Consider the following 16,547-nt stretch of genomic DNA (forward strand, 5'->3'; position numbering starts at 1 on the left):
ACCGCCCGCTGCCCTGATCGACAGGGTGTCAGGCGACGACCGAGACCATCCGGCCCTTGATCACGATGACCTTGCGCGGTTCCTTGCCGTTCAGGGTCGCCGCCACCGCGTCCAGGGCCGCCGCGCGGACGCTCTCCTCGGAGGCGTCGGCGGGGACCTCGATGCGGCCACGGACCTTGCCGTTGACCTGCACCGGGTAGGTCACCGTGTCGGCCACCAGCAGCGCCGGGTCGGCGGTCGGGAAGTCCGCGTACGTCAGCGAGGTGTCGTGGCCCAGCTTGCGCCACAGCTCCTCGGCGACGTGCGGGGCGAACGGCGCCACCATCAGCACCAGCGGCTCGGCCACCTCGCGAGGCGTGGCCGACAGTCGGGTCAGCCCGTTGGTCAGCTCGATCAGCTTGGCGATCGCCGTGTTGAACCGGATGCCGTCCATGTCGCCACGGACCCCGTCGATCACCTTGTGCAGCAGCCGGCGGGTCGCCTCGTCGGCCGGGTCCTCGGTGATCCGCAGGGCGCCGGTCTGCTCGTCGACGACCGCCCGCCACACCCGCTGCAGGAACCGGTACGAGCCGACCACCGCCCGGGTCTCCCAGGGGCGGGAGACCTCCAGCGGGCCCATCGACATCTCGTACACCCGGAAGGTGTCCGCGCCGTAGGCGGCGCACATGTCGTCGGGCGTCACCACGTTCTTCAGCGACTTGCCCATCTTGCCGTACTCGCGGTTGACCGCCAGGTCACCCAGGTAGTAGGCGCCGTCGCGCTCGAAGACCTCTTCGGCCTGCACGTAGCTGCCGCGCGAGTCGGTGTACGCGTACGCCTGGATCATGCCCTGGTTGAACAGCTTGCGGAACGGCTCGAACGAGGACACGTGCCCCAGGTCGAACAGCACCTTGTGCCAGAACCGCGCGTACAGCAGGTGCAGCACGGCGTGCTCGGCGCCACCGACGTACAGGTCGGTGCCCCCGCAGTCACCGTCGGCGCGCGGGCCCATCCAGTACCGCTCGTTCTCCGCGTCGACGAACCGCCCGCTGTTTGTCGGGTCCAGGTAGCGCAGCTCATACCAGCAGGAGCCGGCCCACTGCGGCATCACGTTGGTTTCCCGGGTGTAGCGCTTCGGCCCGTCACCCAGGTCCAGTTCGACCTCGACCCAGTCGCGCCGCCGCGACAGCGGGGTCTCCGGGTTGCTGTTGGCGTCGTCGGCGTCGAACGTCTTCGGGGAGAAGTCGTCCACCTCCGGCAGCTCGACCGGCAGCATCTCCTCCGGCAGGGCGATGGCCGCGCCCGTCTCGTCGTAGACGATCGGGAACGGTTCGCCCCAGTAACGCTGCCGGGAGAACAGCCAGTCGCGCAGCCGGTAGGTCACCGCGCCCATGCCGTGCCCGTTCGCCTCCAGCCAGGCGATGATCGCCGCCTTGGCGTCGGCGACCCCCAGGCCGTTCAGGTCCAGGCCGCGCTCGGGCGCGGCGCTGTTGATCGCCGGGCCGTCCCCGGTGTACGCCTTGCCGTCGAAGCCCTCCGCCGGCTGCACGGTACGGACGATGGGCAGCTCGAAGACCTCGGCGAACGCCCAGTCCCGCTCGTCCTGCGCCGGCACCGCCATGATCGCGCCGGTGCCGTAGCCGGCCAGCACGTAGTCGGCGATGAAGATCGGGATCTGCCCACCGGTGACCGGGTTGGTGGCGTACGCGCCGATGAAGACGCCGGTCTTCTCCTTGGTGTCGGACTGCCGCTCGACGTCGGTCTTGGCGGCCGCCGCCTTGCGGTACGCCTCGACAGCCTCCCGGGGGCTGGCGTGCCCGCCGGTCCAGGCGTCCCTGGTCCCGTCCGGCCAGCTGGCCGGGGCCAGCGTGTCGACCAGCTCGTGCTCGGGTGCCAGCACCATGTAGGTGGCGCCGAAGACGGTGTCCGGGCGGGTCGTGAACACCCGCACCGGCGCCGCGTTGGTCGGGAAGTCGATGTGGGCGCCGGTGGAGCGGCCGATCCAGTTGCGCTGCATCAGCTTGATCGGCTCGGGCCAGTCCAGGCTGTCCAGGTCGTCCAGCAGCCGGTCACCGTACGCGGTGATCCGCATCATCCACTGCTTCAGGTTGCGCTTGAAGACCGGGAAGTTGCCCCGCTCGGAACGGCCGTCGGCGGTGACCTCCTCGTTGGCCAGCACGGTGCCCAGCCCCGGGCACCAGTTCACCGGCGCCTGCGAGACGTACGCCAGGCGGTGGTCGTCGACGACCTGGCGGCGCTCGGCGACGCTCAGCTCGGCCCAGGCGCGGCCGTCCGGGGTGGGCCGGTTACCGCCCTCGAACTCGGCGATCAGCTCGGCGATCGGACGGGCCCGGCCGGCGTCGCGGTCGTACCAGGAGTTGAAGATCTGCAGGAAGATCCACTGGGTCCAGCGGTAGAAGTCGGTGTCGATGGTGGCCACCGAGCGACGCTCGTCGTGCGCCAGCCCCAGCCGGCGCAGCTGCGCCTTGTACCGCTCGATGTTCGCGACGGTGGTGGTCCGGGGGTGGGTGCCGGTCTGCACCGCGTACTGCTCGGCGGGCAGGCCGAACGCGTCGAAGCCCATCGCGTGCAGCACGTTGCGGCCGGCCATCCGCTGGTAGCGGGCGTAGCAGTCGGTGCCGATGTAGCCCAGCGGATGGCCGACGTGCAGGCCCGCTCCGGAGGGGTACGGGAACATGTCCAGCACGTACAGCTTCTCCGCGCCCGCGCGTGGGTGGGTCGGGTCGGCCAGCGGGCCGGTCGGGTTCGGTGCGTGGAAGGTGCCCTCGCGCGCCCAGGTGTCCTGCCAACGAATCTCGATCTCGTCGGCCAGGGCCGCGGTGTACCGGAACGGGGGAATGTCGCCCGCCGGTGCGGCTGCCTCACTCATCGTCTCTCCTCGCTTCGCTTCGCTTCGTCTCGGCACCACCGGGCCGGGCCGGCGGCGGGCACAAAAAAGCCCCTCGCGCAGGAGGGGCCGCCGTGCTGTCGCTGGGTTCAGCGCATCAGCACGGCCCGGTAAGAAGCAGGAAGACTCCGGCCATGCCCCGCAGTGTACCTCGCCGTGCGGTGCGACGACGTACCGCCGCCAGGCAGGACGCGAGGCGGTCACGCGGCCGCGGCGAACCGGGCGGTGTCGGAGGTGAAGCCCCAGCACTGCTGGGAGTTGAATACCACGGCGTCCTTGCAGTAGGCGGGGCTGGAGGTGGCTGTCGCGTCGGTCAGTAGCACTGTGGCGTAGTCCCGAAAGTACGCGTCCTCGACAGTGGTGCTGACGCACTGGTCGGTGTTGACCCCGCCGAACAGGAGGGTGCGGATGCCCTGGGCGCGCAGCACCTGATCGAGGTGGGTGGCATGGAAGCCGTTCATCCGGTACTTCTCCACCTGCACGTCCTCGGGACGCACCAGCTCCCGCAACTCGTCGACCAGCGTGGCGCCCCACGATCCCTCGGTCAGCACCGGGCCGTGGTCCAACTGCTCCCCGATGCCGGCCTGGTCGAGGCGGTGCTTGAACGACCAGAGTGTGGGCGCGCCGAGGTTGCGCAGGTCAGGTCGGTTGTACCAGTACACCCAGATCACCGGTACGCCGAGCTGGCGGGCCGCCTCCACCGCCCGTACGGCGCCGGGGATCGCCGCCCGGCAGGCCGTGTGGTCCAGCCCGGAGCGGTCGGTCCAGCCGCCCGGAGAACAGAAGTCGTTCTGCAGGTCGAGCAGGATCAGGGCGGTCGCGTCCAGGTCCACCACGACAGGCAGCAACTCGGCCTCGATACGGGCTCGTCGCTCGCCGGCGCCGGTGGCCACGTCGACGTGGTCGGCGTGCAGCCGCCACTGCGCCACGCCACCTCCGAGACGGACGCCGCCGTCGTCGGCCTGCCCGTAGATGTCCCGCTCCCGCCACACGCTGTTCTCCCCCGGTTACGTTGCCGCCGACCGGTGGGCCATGCGGGCGGGCCACCGGATACCCGCGTGCGGACTGGTCACGCATCTCCCGAAGGGCGGATATTCCGGTGCGTAAGCGGCGGACTACCTGCGGGGGTCGGCGATAACGACAAACATGGTTAGCCTGAGAGACCAGTGAGATTCCTGCGGCAAACGAGGCTCGACGTCGCGAACCCAACGGCGGGTCCAGGTGCTCTCTAGAGAGCTGCCGTGACGGCGACGAGGAGGAGGCCCGTGACACAACAGACCTGGGACGAGGTGGGCGGCCTATTGCCGCACGACGAGTTCCGCGCCGCCAGCGAGGCCATCGTGGCCAACATCGAGCAGGTCATCGAGGGTAAGACCGCCACCGTGCGGCTCGCCCTGGCCGTCCTGCTCGCCGAGGGTCACCTCCTGATCGAAGACGTCCCGGGTGTCGGCAAGACCAAGCTTGCCAAGGCCCTCGCGCGGTCCATCGACTGCACCGTGCGACGGATCCAGTTCACCCCCGACCTGCTGCCCAGCGACGTCACCGGGGTCAGCGTCTACAACCAGGAGACGCACGACTTCGAGTTCCGCCCCGGCGCCGTGTTCGCCAACCTGGTGGTCGGCGACGAGATCAACCGCGCCTCGCCGAAGACCCAGTCGGCGTTGCTGGAGTGCATGGAGGAGCGGCAGGTCACCGTCGACGGGGTGACGTACCAGCTCCAGACCCCGTTCATGGTGATCGCCACCCAGAACCCGATCGAGATGGAGGGGACCTACCCGCTGCCGGAGGCGCAGCGCGACCGGTTCACCGCCCGCATCGCGATGGGTTACCCGGACTCCAACGCCGAGCTGGCCATGCTCGACGGGCACGGCGCCACCGACCCGCTGCACGAGCTGCGCGCGGTCTCCGACGCGGCCATCGTCCGGCAGTTGATCGCCACCGTCCGGCAGGTGCACGTGGCGGACGCGGTCAAGCAGTACGCGATCGACCTGGTCACCGCCACCCGCGAGGCCCCCGACCTGCGGCTCGGCGCGTCCCCCCGGGCGACCCTGCAACTGTTGCGCACCGCCCGGGCGGTCGCCGCCCTGGAGGGCCGCGACTACGTCCTGCCCGACGATCTGCAGGCCCTGGCGGTGCCGGTGCTCGCCCACCGGATCATCCCGACCGCCGACGCCCAGCTCGCCCGGCGCACCACCGACGCGATCGTCTCCGAGCTGGTGCACCGCCTGCCGCTGCCACACGACCGGCAGCGCAACCCGTACGACACCCGGCCCCCCGCCACCGGCAACGGTCGCGCACCCTACGAGCCGCGGAGGCCATGACGTGCGTGCCGGGCTACGCGGGCTGACCACCCGCGGGCGGTCCTTCCTCGCGGCTGCGGCCGCGGCGGCGATCTCGGCCGGCATCCTCGGCGAGAAGGACCTGCTCCGGGTGGCTGTGCTGTTGGCCATCCTGCCGTTGCTGGCCGCCGCCTACGTCGGGCGGAGCCGCTACAAGCTGGCCTGCAACCGTTCCCTGGATCCGCACCGGGTTCCGGTCGGCGCCAACTCCCGGGTGGTGCTGCGACTGCAGAACCTCTCCCGGCTGCCGACCGGCACTCTGCTTCTGGAGGACCGGCTGCCCTACGCGCTGGGCAGCCGGCCCCGGGTGGTGTTGGAGCGGCTCGGCGCGCACCAGGCCAGCTCCGTGGCGTACACGGTGCGGGCCGACGTGCGGGGCCGCTACGACGTGGGCCCGCTGGTCGTCCGGATGACCGACCCGTTCGGCCTCTGTGAACTCACCCGCTCCTTCCCCAGCACCGACCACCTGACGGTCATCCCGCAGGTCACCCCGTTGCCGTCGGTCCGGCTCCCCGGGGAGTACGCGGGTAGCGGCGACAGCCGGGCCCGCTCGGTGGCGGTGCACGGCGAGGACGACGCGGCGACCCGGGAGTACCGGCGCGGCGACGACCTGCGCCGGGTGCACTGGAAGTCCACGGCCCGCACCGGTGAGCTGATGGTGCGCCGCGAGGAGCAACCCTGGGAGAGCCGTGCCACCGTCGTCCTGGACACCCGGGCGTACGGCCACCGGGGCGAGGGCCCGACGGCCAGTTTTGAGTGGTCGGTCTCGGCCGCCGCGAGCATCGCCGTCCACCTGCGGCAGGCCGGTTACAAGTTGCGCCTGGTCACCGGCTCGGGGGCAGATGTGGACGCCTCGGAGGCCGGCGGGGACGGCGCGCTGCTCGACCACCTCGCGGAGGTTCGACTGGATCAGCGCGCCGAGGTCACCGGCCTCGTGCAGCGGGTCCGCCAACGCGCCGACGGCGGTCTGATCATCGGCCTGTTCGGCACTGTGAGCGTCGCCGAGGCGGAGCTGCTGGCCGGGCTGCGGGGCAACGGCGCCACCTGCGTCGGCTTCCTGCTGAACAGCTCCACCTGGCTCAGCCTGCCGGAGAAGGCGCGGGCCGAGGCGGAGCACGCCCACGCCGCCGCCGTCCTCGCCATGTTGCAGAGTGGCTGGCGGGTGGTCGGCGTCGACCACGGCGGCCGGCTGCCGGCGCTGTGGCCGCAGGTCGGTCGGGGCGCCCAGGGGTTCGCCCTGCGGGCCGCGCTGGCCGAGACGGTCGCTGGCGGTGTGCGATGAACGGAAGGCTCCCCTCATGATCAGCAGTCGGAACATCGGCATGGTGGCGGCCGCTGCCACGCTGCTGGCCGCCGCGCCGCTCTCGGCCATCTTCCAGGGCTGGACATGGTTGATCGAGTCCATCATCGCGGTCGCCGTGGTGGCCGGGGTGGCCGCGCTGACCCGCCTCGCCCGGGCACCTCTGTGGGGTCAGGTGCTGGGCATGCTGGCCGGCCTGATGCTCGCCCTGACCTGGTTGTTCCCCAGCGGCCAGGAGTTGCTCGCGATCCTGCCCACCCCGGGCACGCTCGCGTACTTCGGCGACCTGCTCGCCGGCTCCATGCAGGACATGCGCTCGTACGGGGTCGAGGTCCCGGACACTGACCCCCTGCTGTTCATCGCCGTGCTCGGCGTCGGCGGGGTCGCCGTGCTGGTGGACGTACTGGCCGTGGGGCTGCGCCGGCCCGCGCTGGCGGGGCTGCCGATGCTCGCCATCTACTCGGTGCCGGTCGCCGTCTACGTGGACAGCGTCCCCGCGGTGCCGTTCGTGGTGGGCGCCGCCGGTTACCTCTGGCTGCTGGTCACCGACAACGTCGACCGGGTGCGCCGCTTCGGGCGCCGGTTCACCGGTGATGGCCGCGACGTCGACGTGTGGGAGGCCTCTCCGTTGGCGTCCGCCGGCCGTCGGCTCGCGGCGGTCGGGGTGGCCCTGGCGGTGGTGCTGCCGCTGGCGGTGCCGGGCATGACCGGCGGGCTGCTCGACTCGCTCAGCCGAGGGCCGGGCAACGGCACCGGCAACGGGTCCGGCTCGGGCGGCACGTCGGGTCGGATCGACCTGTTCGCCTCGCTCGCCGGCCAGCTCAACCAGTCCCAGGTGGCCGACCTGGTAAAGGTGAAGACGTCCGAGCAGAGCCCGTTCTACCTGCGCTACGCGGTCGCCGACGAGCTGCGCCCCGCTGGTTTCCAGGCGCGCAACCCCAGCGGCCGGTCGGTCAACCGGGACCTGCCGAACCCGGCCGACCGGGCCGGTCCAGGTGTGCAGCAGACCACCTACCAGGCGACCGTTGAGGTCACCAAGAGCCTGAGCATGTCGCTGATGCCGGTGTACGCCGAACCGACCCGCGCCGACGACCTCAGCGACAACTGGCTCTACGACGCCAACCAGCAGGTCGTCTTCTCCAACCGGGAGAACTCCCGCGGTCGGAAGTACTCCTTCGACTACGTCCGCTCGACCTTCACGCCCGATGCGTTGCGGACCGCGAAGCCGCTGCCGACCGAGCACCCCGTACGCCGACAGATGACCGCCACCCCCGGGCCGGTGCCCGAGGTGGAGGAGCTGGTCAAGGGGCTGATCCAGGGCAAGCGCACTGACTACGACCGGGTGCTGTCGATCTACCGGCACTTCTCGGCGGACAACGGGTTCAGCTACCGGTTGAGCACCGAGAGCGGCAGCAGCGGTCAGGACATCGTCAACTTCCTGACCAACAAGGTCGGCTACTGCCAGCAGTACGCCGCCGCGATGGCCTGGCTGGTCCGCTCGGCCGGCATCCCGGCCCGGGTGGCGTTCGGGTTCACCAACGGCAGCAAGCGCGACGGTGACACCTTCACGCTGACCAACCTCAACCTGCACGCCTGGACCGAGGTCTACTTCGACGGGGCTGGTTGGGTGCCGTTCGACGCCACCCCGGCGTACGGGGTGCCCGGCTCCACCCGGTCGGCCTGGGCACCGGACACTGACGCGCCGGAGGAGACCAGCCCGAGCTCCGGCGCCACGAGCGCCCCGACGGACCCGGGCGCCTCGGCGGAGCCGACCGGCCCGGACAACGCCGACCGGGACACCGACAGCGGGCTCTCTCTCGGCGGGACGACGCCGAACGAGCAGCCACCGGTCTGGCCCTGGTGGGCAGCGGGCCTGGTGGCCCTGCTGGTGCTGCTCGCGGTGCCCGCGCTGCGCCGGATGGCCCTACGCCGCCGACGCAGTGGCCGCGCGGCGAGCGGGGTGATGGCCTCCGCCACTGTTGGCGGCGACAGCGAGCCGGGGGCACGTCCGGTGGTGGTCAACGCGGACGCCAACCGGGCCCGCGCGGACGCGCACGCCGCCTGGGCGGAGCTGCTTGACACGCTTGTGGACTTCCGGGTCCCGGTCGATCCGACCGAGACGCCCAGGGCGACCGCAGACCGGCTTGTCCGGGACGCCCTCGACGATGACGACGCGATCGGGTCGGCGCGGCTGCTCGGCCGGGCGGAGGAGCGGGCCCGCTACGCGCGGGATCCGCTGACCGGTGAGCGGTTGCTGCCGGCGCTACGCGCGGTCCGTGCGGCGCTCGCCACACGGGCGGACCGACGGACCCGCCTGCTCGCCGCCGTGCTGCCGCCCTCGGTGCTGCTGCGCTGGCGCACCACCATGGCCGACAGGTCCAGCCGGATGGTGGCGCTCACCGGGCAGGCCCGGTACCGACTGCTGCGGTGGAACCCTCGACGGCTGCTGGCCGACCGGGCCGCCCGCTGACCAAAACCCGACCCGCCCACTCCGCCACTCATGATCACTTGATGACCGGTAGTTGCCGATAGGTTCTCGCGACTGCACACCATCAAGTGATCATGGGTGGCGTGGGGGTGGCGACGCCGGGCCGGGCATGGAGCGGCGGCTCAACGACCACCCAAGATCGTGCTTGATCCAGGAACCTGGCGCACGATGCCACTACATCCAGGACCGAGCACGATCATGCGGAGAGTGGCCCTGCGGAGAGCTGGCAGCCGTGGAAGGGCGCGCGGATACGCCGGAGGTCGCCGGGGCTGTGCCCGGCGACCGCTCGTCGCGGCGTACGGCCCGCCTCAGCGGCGGGACCGGCTCAGCGGTGCCCCTCCGGGCGCTGCCGCCACCTGTCCTCCATGCGGTCCAGGAGTGACGACCGGCGACCGGATCGGCCACCGCGGGGACGACGACGACTCGTCGTGCCGCCCACCACGTGCAGGTCGGGTGACTGCGCCCGCCGGTGCGACTGCACCGCGAACGCGGCTGACGCCAGCATGACGACGAAGCCCGCCACCGCCAGTGGTGGAGTCTTGATCACCGCGCCATAGACCAGTAGAGCCAAGCCAGCGATGATGACGCCGGCGGCGACGAGCAGGCGACGCCGCGCATGGAAGCGCGGATCGCTGGCGCGCACGGCCGAGGCGAATTTGGGGTCCTCGGCAAGCGACCGCTCGATCTGCTCGAACAGCCGCTGCTCGTGCTCCGAGAGCGGCACGGCACTCCTCCCCGGTCACGTTGGTCGGGCCCACTCGGGCCGACAGACCGTGGCAGCCAACCGGCTGCTTACCCGCAAGTCTACGAGGGGGGTCGCGCGTCGGAAAGCGGGACGACCTATGGGCGGGGTGGATTTTCGTTTCGACGGGGATCACGGTCGCCCATCAGACTGGCCGGACCTATGACGGACCGCCCGAAACGGGCAGCCGCGGCGTCCGCGGCGGCTTCCGCCTCGCGCCAGCCACGCTCGGGCGCGCCGAGGGTGAGTTGCCGGGGAGCGCCCTGCGCCGGGGCGAGTCCTTCCACCCGGACACCGACGAGTCGGATCCGCTCGCCCGGGTCCAACGCGGTGTAGAGCGCCCAGACCGTGTCGAACATCTCGCGAGCGGTGTCGGTGGGAACGTCGAGGGTGCGAGATCGGCTGACGGTGCGGAAGTCGGCCAGCCGGACCTTGAGTGAGACGGTGCGCCCGACCTGCTCGGAGCCGCGCAACCGGACGCCGACCTTCGCGCTGAGCGCGAGCAACGCACGGCGGATCTCCAACGGGTCTGCCACGTCGACGTCGAAGGTCACCTCGGCGCCGATCGACTTGTCGACGTGCTCGGGGCTGACCCCACGCGGGTCGCGCCCCCAGGCCAACTCGTGCAGGTGCGACGCCGAGGCGGCACCGACGGCTCGGCGGAGCATGCCCACCGGCGCCTCGGCGAGGTCGCCGACGGTGGTCAGGCCGAGCCGGCGTAGCGCCTCGGCGGCGCGCTCCCCCACCCCCCACAGGGCGTCCACCGGCAGCGGGTGAAGGAAGTCGAGCACCTGCCCCGGGGGCACGACCAGCAGGCCGTCCGGCTTGGCCCGGGTGGAGCCCAGCTTGGCCACGAACTTGGTCGGCGCCACCCCGACCGAGCAGGTCAGCGCCTGCTCGTCGGCGACCCGGCGACGGATCAGCCGGGCGATGGTGGCCGGGGAGCCGAAGAGCCGACGGGCGCCGGTCACGTCGAGGAACGCCTCGTCGAGGGAGAGCGGCTCGACCAGCGGCGTGACGTCCCGGAAGATCTGCATGACGGCCCGGGAGGCGGCCGTGTAGGCGGAGAAATCCGGCGGCAGATAGACCGCGTGGGGGCAGCGGGCCCTGGCCTGACTGGTCGGCATCGCGCTGCGGACGCCGTACCGGCGGGCCTCGTAGCTGGCCGAGCTGACCACCCCGCGCGGGCCGATGCCGCCGACGATCACCGGCCGGCCGCGCAGCTCGGGGCGGCGACGCACCTCGACGGCGGCGAAGAAGGCGTCCATGTCGACGTGCAGGATCGGGCTGGCGGAGTCGTCGGCGTCCGGCCCGAAGCGCGGATCGTCGCCCCGGGGCAACGACTGACTGCGGCCCATCCCGGCAGGTTAACCCGGAGGTACGACACCACCATCGGCCAGCGGGCCGAACCACCCCCGGGTCACCCCCGGACGACCAGCAGCGGCACGGTCAGCTCCGCCGCGGTGTCCGACCCGTGGTAGGCCACCAACTTCGACGCCATCGGCCGTTCGGTGCGACTGGCCATGACCGCGTACGTGTCGTTGCAGATCACCACCACGTCGCCGATCCGGCCCAGGTGCTCCTCGGGCACCGGCCCGAACCAGCCGGTGGCCACCACCTCGTCGCGGGTGCGTACCCGGGCCGTGGTGCCCAGCACCTCCGACCAGGCGGCCCGCACGTCGTCGACAGCGCCCGGCTCGACGTGCAGGTAACGCACCCGGGCCTCGCCGGCCACCAGCCGCACGCCGGCGCGCAGTCGCGGATCGGTGTCCAGGTCGAATCGGTGCGCGGCAGGGATGTCGAGCTGCCCGTGGTCGGCGGTCACCAGCAGCGCCGCGTCCGGCGGCAGCCCGTCGACCAGTCGGGCGACCAGGGCGTCCACCTCGGTGGCGGCCTCCCGCCAGGGTGCCGAGTCGACGCCGCTGACGTGGCCGTGCCGGTCCAGGTCGGCGTGGTAGCCGGAGACCACTGTGGGCCCGGCCCCGGAGGCCAGCGCGGCCAGCATGGCGGTGGCCACCGCGTCCCCGCCGGCGGCGCCCCGGAAGTCGCCACCCCGGTTGGCGGCCACTGTCAACCCGCTGCCGCCGAACTCCGGCCGACTCACCACGCTCGTCGTCACCCCGGCGGCGCGGGCCCGCTCCAACTGAGTGGGCACCGGCTGCCAGCGCAGCGGCGACGGATCGGCGGCCCAGTCGGTGTGGGTGAGCACCCGATCGGTGCCGGGCACCCGCACGGTGAAGCCGAGCACGCCGTGCGCGCCCGGAGCGACACCGGTGCCCAGTGACACCAGGCTGGTCGGGGTGGTGGACGGGAAACCGGCGATGAGCGGCCGGGCCACCGTCGCGGCGAGCCCGGCGATAGTCGGCGCGTACGGCGCCGCGGTCGGCAGCTGGTACCACCCGAGCCCGTCGACGAGCAGCACGGCGATCCGGCGTACCCCGGCCAGGGCGGGCCGGAGCCCGAGCGGGTCGGTCGCGCCGGGCACCCCGAGCACGGCCAGCGCGCTGGGCAGCACGTCGGCGAGGCGGCCGCCGCCATGGCCCGGCCCGAGGATCTCCAGCGGCGCCGGCCGGCCACCGGGCTCGGCGGTCATGCCGGCCGGCGGGCGAACAGGTGCAGTTGGGCGGCCAGGTCCCGGTACGGCGGTTGGGCGGCCAGCGCACGTTCCAGCTCGACCACAGCGGCGGACTGCCCGTCGGCGACCGCGGCCGGCAGCAGGTCGGCCAGCACGCGTACCCCGTGGATCTCCTCGACCACCAGCCCGGCGGCACCGAGCAGCGCGGCGGCGCCGGGGGCGTCGTAGCGTCGGCGCAGCGTGTCGCGGGGGCCCGCGGTGCCGGCCGGATCGGCGGCCAGGGTGGTCGCGACGTCCAGGTGACCGTTCATCGCGCGACCCAGCACGGCGGCGGCCCGGCCGGCCACCAGCACACTGGCCGCGCCACCGGGGCGCAGCGCGGTGGCCAGCGCGGTCACCACCGGCGTCGGGTCGTCGACCACCTCCAGGACGGCGTGGCAGAGCACCAGGTCGACGCCGGCCGGCTCGACCAGCCCGGCGAGGGCGTCACCGTCGCCCTGTACGGCGGCGATCCGGTCGGCCACCCCGGCCTCGGCGGCGCGGCGGGTGAGCGCGGCGAGCGCGTCGGGGCTGGCGTCGACGACGGTGACCCGATGCCCGGCGCGGGCCAGCGGAACGGCGAAACCGCCGGTGCCACCGCCCACGTCCAGCACTGTGAGCTCGGCATCGCCGCGCCGGTCCAGCTCGGCGCGGAGCACCGACCAGATCACGGCGGTACGGGGTGTCAGCGGCGGCTCGGCGAACCGGCCTCGGGTCTGCTCCACCCGGTCGAGCCTAGTCACCCGGTCAGCCCTTGCGGCCGGTGGTGGCGATGCCCTCGACGAAGTGCCGCTGTGCCAGGAAGAACAGAATGATCATCGGGAGGGTGGCCAGCACGCTTCCGGCGAGCACAACCTCCCACTGTTGCTCACCGCCGTAACCGAACCGGTCCAGCACCACCTTGAGACCGCGCGGCAGGGTGTACAGCTGCTCGTTGCGCAGGTAGATGAGCGGCTTGAGCAGATCCGTCCAGCTGGCCTTGAACTCGAAGACGAAGGCGACCAGCAGCGCCGGCCGGATCAGCGGAAAGGCCAGCTTCCAGAACAGCTGCGGGTAGCTCGCCCCGTCCATCCGGGCGGCCTCGAAGTATTCCCGGGGCAGCGAGAGCAGGAACTGTCGCAGCAGGAAGATGTAGAAGGCCGAGCCGAACAGGTTGCCGGCCCAGAGCGGCACCTGGGTGTCGGTCAACCCCAGGTTCGACCAGATCAGGTACGTGGGGATCATGGTGACCGCGAACGGCAACATCATTGTCGCCAGCACCAGCCCGAAGAGCAGGTTGCGGCCGGGGAACCGGAAGTAGGCGAAGCCGAACGCCACCCAGGCGCTGGAGAGGGTCACCGCGGCGGCGGCGGCCACCCCGACCAGCACACTGTTGCCGAACCAGGTCAGCAGCGGCACGGCCTGCCACGCCTCGGCGTAGTTCTCCGGGGCGAACGGAACGGGCAGGAAGCCGGGGGCGAAGACGTACTCGCGGGGGCGTAACGAGGCGCTGACCAGCCAGACGAACGGCAGCATGAAGAGCACAGCGGCGCCGACCAGCGCCGCCACGAACAACACCCGATGCCAGATCGGCCGGCGGGCCGGCTCGGCGGGCGGGCGGCGCGCCGCCGACCGGCCCGGCTGGAGGCCGGGTACCGGTGCGGCGGCGCCCCGTTCGACGGCGGTCGTCACGACTGGTCCCCGGCTGCTGGATCCTCCTCCGCCCGAGACCGTCGGGCGTTGGCCACCGGACCATCGGTGATCTGGTACTCGCGCGGCTCAAGGTGCTGCTCGGGTACCCAACCGTTGGTCAGTCGGGTCCGTCGCGCGTTGGCCACGCCGTTGTGGCCCATCATGCCCGTCACTTGTCTTCTCCCTCGTAGTACACGAACCGGTTGCTGAGTTTCACCTGTATCAGAGTGATGATCAAGATGATCACGAAAAGTAGCCACGCCATCGCCGAGGCGAAGCCCATGTGCAGGAACTGGAACGCCTCCTGGAACAGGTGGATGACGTAGAAACTGGCCGCGTCGCTGTTGAACGTGTTCTGGGTCTCCCTGTTGCCGAAGTACATGGTGTAGACCTCGGTGAACATCTGCAGCGACGCGATCGTGTTGACGATCAACGTGAAGAACAGCGCGCCCGAGATCATCGGCAGGGTGACCGAACGGAACCGGGCCCAGGAGCCGGCGCCGTCGATGGCCGCCGCCTCGTACAGGTCACGGGGCACGTTCTGCAACGCGGCCAGGTAGATGATCACAGTGGAGCCGAGGCTCCACAGGCTCATCAGGATGATGCCGGGCATCACCCAGTGCGGGTCGGTGGTCCAACTCGGACCCGCGATCCCGACCAGGCCCAGCGCGCGGTTGATCAGGCCGTCCTGGGTGTTGAGCAGCAGCAGGAACAGGATCCCGACCGCCACCGCCGGGGTCATCACCGGCAGGTAGAAGACGGTCCGGAAGAAGCCCTGCAACCGGCCGACCCGCTTGAGCAGCAGCGCCAGCCCCAGCGAGATGAGCATCACCAGCGGGACGTGCAGCGCCGTGTAGTAGACAGTGTTGCCGAGACTACGGGCCACCGCCGGATCGCTCATCAACTGCCGGTAGTTGTCCAGCCCGGTGTACTCCGGTGGGTTGATCACGTCGTACTCGGTGAAGCTCAACCAGAGGCTGGCGAGCATCGGCCCGGCGTAGAAGATCAGAAACCCGATGATCCAGGGCGCCAGGAAGAGGTACGCCCAGCGGGCCTCCCGCCGGGCCAGCGGCGTACGGTGCCGCCGGCCCGGGACGGGAGGGGTGACGGTGGCCATCGTGGGTTACTTCGCGGCCTTGTCGAGCGCCGCGGTAGCCTCCCGCTGCGCTCGCTGCAACGCCTGCGCCGGCTGTTCCTGGCCGGCCAGGACCCGGTTCACCGCGTCGTAGTACGCCTTGTCGAACTCGGCGCCGGCCGGCGAGGCGGGCAGCGCGAACGCGGCGTCCTGCACCGAACGGATGGTCGCCACCGCGTCGTCGAAACGCTTGTTGCCGGTCGGCTGGTACAGCTCGTCGAAGATCTTCTTGTCGGCCTCGGCGTTGGCGGTGTAGACGCCGGTGAACGGCTGGCCGGCGGCCTTGCGCGCATCCACCCGGGCCTTCGCGGCGGCCAGCCAGGTGTCGGTGGCGGTCATCTTCTTGACGAACGCGCACGCGGCGTCCGGGTTCTTCGCGCCCTTGGTGATCACCCAGGCCTGCCCGGCGGACTGGGTCAGCGGCTTGCCCTGCCGGTCCACGAACGGCTTGACCACCAACTCGGCGTTCGGGGAGTTCTTGGCGGCCTGGTTGAGGAACCACTCCTCCATGGGCCACGCCACAATCTGGTTCTTCGACAGCGGGTTCTGGGCGCCGAAGAAGTCGAAGGTGTCCCGGAACGACTTGAAGGCGCCCCAGCCACCCTGCTGCTGGATCAGGTTGACCCCGGTGGTCAACGCCTCGATCACCTTGGGATCGTCCAGCTTGGCGGCGCGACCGTCGGCGGAGAGCATGTCGACGCCGTTGGCCTTGGCCCACATCGGCAGGAACTCGGGGATCTTCGGGTCGATGCCGATCCGGTCGAGCCGACCACCGGAGACCGAGGCCAGCTTGGCGTTGAGCGCGGGCAGCGCGGCCCAGTCGGCCAGGTTGACCTGGTCGGCGGTGACTCCGGCCTTCTTGAGCAGCCCCTCGTTGAGGTAGACCACCCGGACGGTGGAGAACTCCGGGATGCCGTAGACGGTGCCATCCAGGGTGACCTGCTCACGGGCGGCGGGCCGGTACTGCCCCAGGTCGATGTCCTGCTTGTCGACGCACTGGGTCAGCGGCTGGATGGCGCCCCGCTTGGCGTACGTGCCGATCAGCTTGCGGTCCATGTAGACCAGGTCCGGCGGGTTTCCGGAGGCGACCGCGGAGAGGAACTGCTGCTCGTCGAACGCGCCCTCGGTGACCTTCAGCTCGACGTCCGGGTTGTCCCGCTTGAACGCCTCGATGCGGGTGGTGGCGATCTCGTCGGAGAAGCCGAAACCCATGGTGCTGAGCGCGCCCTTGGTGGCGGTGCCCCCGCCCTCGTCACTGCCGCCGCCGACTCCCCCGCAGCCGCTGATCGCCAGAGTGAGCGCCCCGGCGAACACCGTCGCCCGCAGTATCCGTGACATGTGTCCCTCCCGAGTTCACGCCGGCCACACCGC

The 16,547-nt window shown here is 71.4% G+C and carries 13 protein-coding genes; 3 read left to right on the forward strand and 10 right to left on the reverse strand.

Going from position 1 to position 16,547, the window contains the following annotated elements:
- Positions 1 to 28: 28 nt before the first annotated feature.
- Positions 29 to 2,869 carry a leucine--tRNA ligase gene (gene leuS, locus MED15_RS13060; RefSeq protein ID WP_112735746.1) on the reverse strand — a complete coding sequence of 947 codons (2,841 nt, stop codon included), beginning with the start codon at positions 2,867 to 2,869 and terminating at the stop codon, positions 29 to 31.
- 218 nt (positions 2,870 to 3,087) lie between these two features.
- Positions 3,088 to 3,879: a cysteine hydrolase family protein gene (locus MED15_RS13065; protein ID WP_112582757.1), complete on the reverse strand. Its 792-nt coding sequence runs from the start codon at positions 3,877 to 3,879 to the stop codon at positions 3,088 to 3,090.
- A 273-nt stretch (positions 3,880 to 4,152) separates the two neighbouring features.
- On the opposite strand from MED15_RS13065, the gene MED15_RS13070 reads away from it, so the two are divergent.
- From MED15_RS13070 to MED15_RS13080, 3 genes are read left to right on the forward strand one after another with little or no spacing between them, the layout of a single operon-like run.
- The gene (locus MED15_RS13070) at positions 4,153 to 5,208 is read left to right on the forward strand and encodes an AAA family ATPase (protein ID WP_091407670.1); all 1,056 of its coding nucleotides are present in this window, start codon (positions 4,153 to 4,155) and stop codon (positions 5,206 to 5,208) included.
- 1 nt (position 5,209) lies between these two features.
- The gene (locus MED15_RS13075) at positions 5,210 to 6,508 is read left to right on the forward strand and encodes a DUF58 domain-containing protein (RefSeq protein WP_112582758.1); all 1,299 of its coding nucleotides are present in this window, start codon (positions 5,210 to 5,212) and stop codon (positions 6,506 to 6,508) included.
- Positions 6,509 to 6,524: 16 nt separating this feature from the next.
- Complete coding sequence (locus MED15_RS13080) at positions 6,525 to 8,996, forward strand: transglutaminase TgpA family protein (RefSeq protein WP_112582759.1); 2,472 nt, start codon at positions 6,525 to 6,527, stop codon at positions 8,994 to 8,996.
- Between the two features lie 343 nt (positions 8,997 to 9,339).
- On the opposite strand, the gene MED15_RS13085 is transcribed toward MED15_RS13080, so the two are convergent.
- The 8 genes from MED15_RS13085 to MED15_RS13115 form a co-directional block, all read right to left on the reverse strand.
- Positions 9,340 to 9,738, reverse strand: a complete 399-nt coding sequence (locus MED15_RS13085; protein WP_088988398.1) for a DUF3040 domain-containing protein — start codon at positions 9,736 to 9,738, stop codon at positions 9,340 to 9,342.
- Between the two features lie 116 nt (positions 9,739 to 9,854).
- Positions 9,855 to 11,114, reverse strand: coding sequence for a DNA polymerase IV (locus MED15_RS13090; protein ID WP_112605076.1), 1,260 nt, complete (start codon positions 11,112 to 11,114; stop codon positions 9,855 to 9,857).
- A gap of 62 nt (positions 11,115 to 11,176) precedes the next feature.
- The gene (locus MED15_RS13095) at positions 11,177 to 12,349 is read right to left on the reverse strand and encodes an alkaline phosphatase family protein (RefSeq protein WP_112582761.1); all 1,173 of its coding nucleotides are present in this window, start codon (positions 12,347 to 12,349) and stop codon (positions 11,177 to 11,179) included.
- Complete coding sequence (locus MED15_RS13100; protein ID WP_091407658.1) at positions 12,346 to 13,113, reverse strand: methyltransferase domain-containing protein; 768 nt, start codon at positions 13,111 to 13,113, stop codon at positions 12,346 to 12,348. Before MED15_RS13100 ends, MED15_RS13095 begins: the two co-directional genes overlap by 4 nt.
- Positions 13,114 to 13,117: 4 nt before the next feature.
- A complete protein-coding gene (locus tag MED15_RS13105; RefSeq protein WP_112735748.1) occupies positions 13,118 to 14,041 on the reverse strand; it encodes a carbohydrate ABC transporter permease in 924 nt (307 codons plus the stop codon).
- Complete coding sequence (locus MED15_RS33455; protein ID WP_167362520.1) at positions 14,038 to 14,214, reverse strand: hypothetical protein; 177 nt, start codon at positions 14,212 to 14,214, stop codon at positions 14,038 to 14,040. Before MED15_RS33455 ends, MED15_RS13105 begins: the two co-directional genes overlap by 4 nt.
- A complete protein-coding gene (locus MED15_RS13110; protein WP_112605070.1) occupies positions 14,211 to 15,158 on the reverse strand; it encodes a carbohydrate ABC transporter permease in 948 nt (315 codons plus the stop codon). Before MED15_RS13110 ends, MED15_RS33455 begins: the two co-directional genes overlap by 4 nt.
- Before the next feature lie 6 nt (positions 15,159 to 15,164).
- Positions 15,165 to 16,514 (reverse strand): extracellular solute-binding protein, encoded by a 1,350-nt coding sequence (locus tag MED15_RS13115; RefSeq protein ID WP_112605067.1) that lies wholly within the window; start codon positions 16,512 to 16,514, stop codon positions 15,165 to 15,167.
- Positions 16,515 to 16,547 lie beyond the last annotated feature (33 nt).

The organism is Micromonospora noduli (assembly GCF_003264475.1).
Lineage (GTDB): Bacteria > Actinomycetota > Actinomycetes > Mycobacteriales > Micromonosporaceae > Micromonospora > Micromonospora noduli.

Excerpts from the sequence above, each read along its gene's own strand:
- leuS (WP_112735746.1), bottom strand. The coding sequence starts at position 2,869 with ATGAGTGAGGCAGCCGCACCGGCGGGCGACATTCCCCCGTTCCGGTAC.
- MED15_RS13080 (WP_112582759.1), top strand. The coding sequence starts at position 6,525 with ATGATCAGCAGTCGGAACATCGGCATGGTGGCGGCCGCTGCCACGCTG.
- MED15_RS13090 (WP_112605076.1), bottom strand. The coding sequence starts at position 11,114 with ATGGGCCGCAGTCAGTCGTTGCCCCGGGGCGACGATCCGCGCTTCGGG.
- MED15_RS13095 (WP_112582761.1), bottom strand. The coding sequence starts at position 12,349 with ATGACCGCCGAGCCCGGTGGCCGGCCGGCGCCGCTGGAGATCCTCGGG.
- MED15_RS13110 (WP_112605070.1), bottom strand. The coding sequence starts at position 15,158 with ATGGCCACCGTCACCCCTCCCGTCCCGGGCCGGCGGCACCGTACGCCG.
- MED15_RS13115 (WP_112605067.1), bottom strand. The coding sequence starts at position 16,514 with ATGTCACGGATACTGCGGGCGACGGTGTTCGCCGGGGCGCTCACTCTG.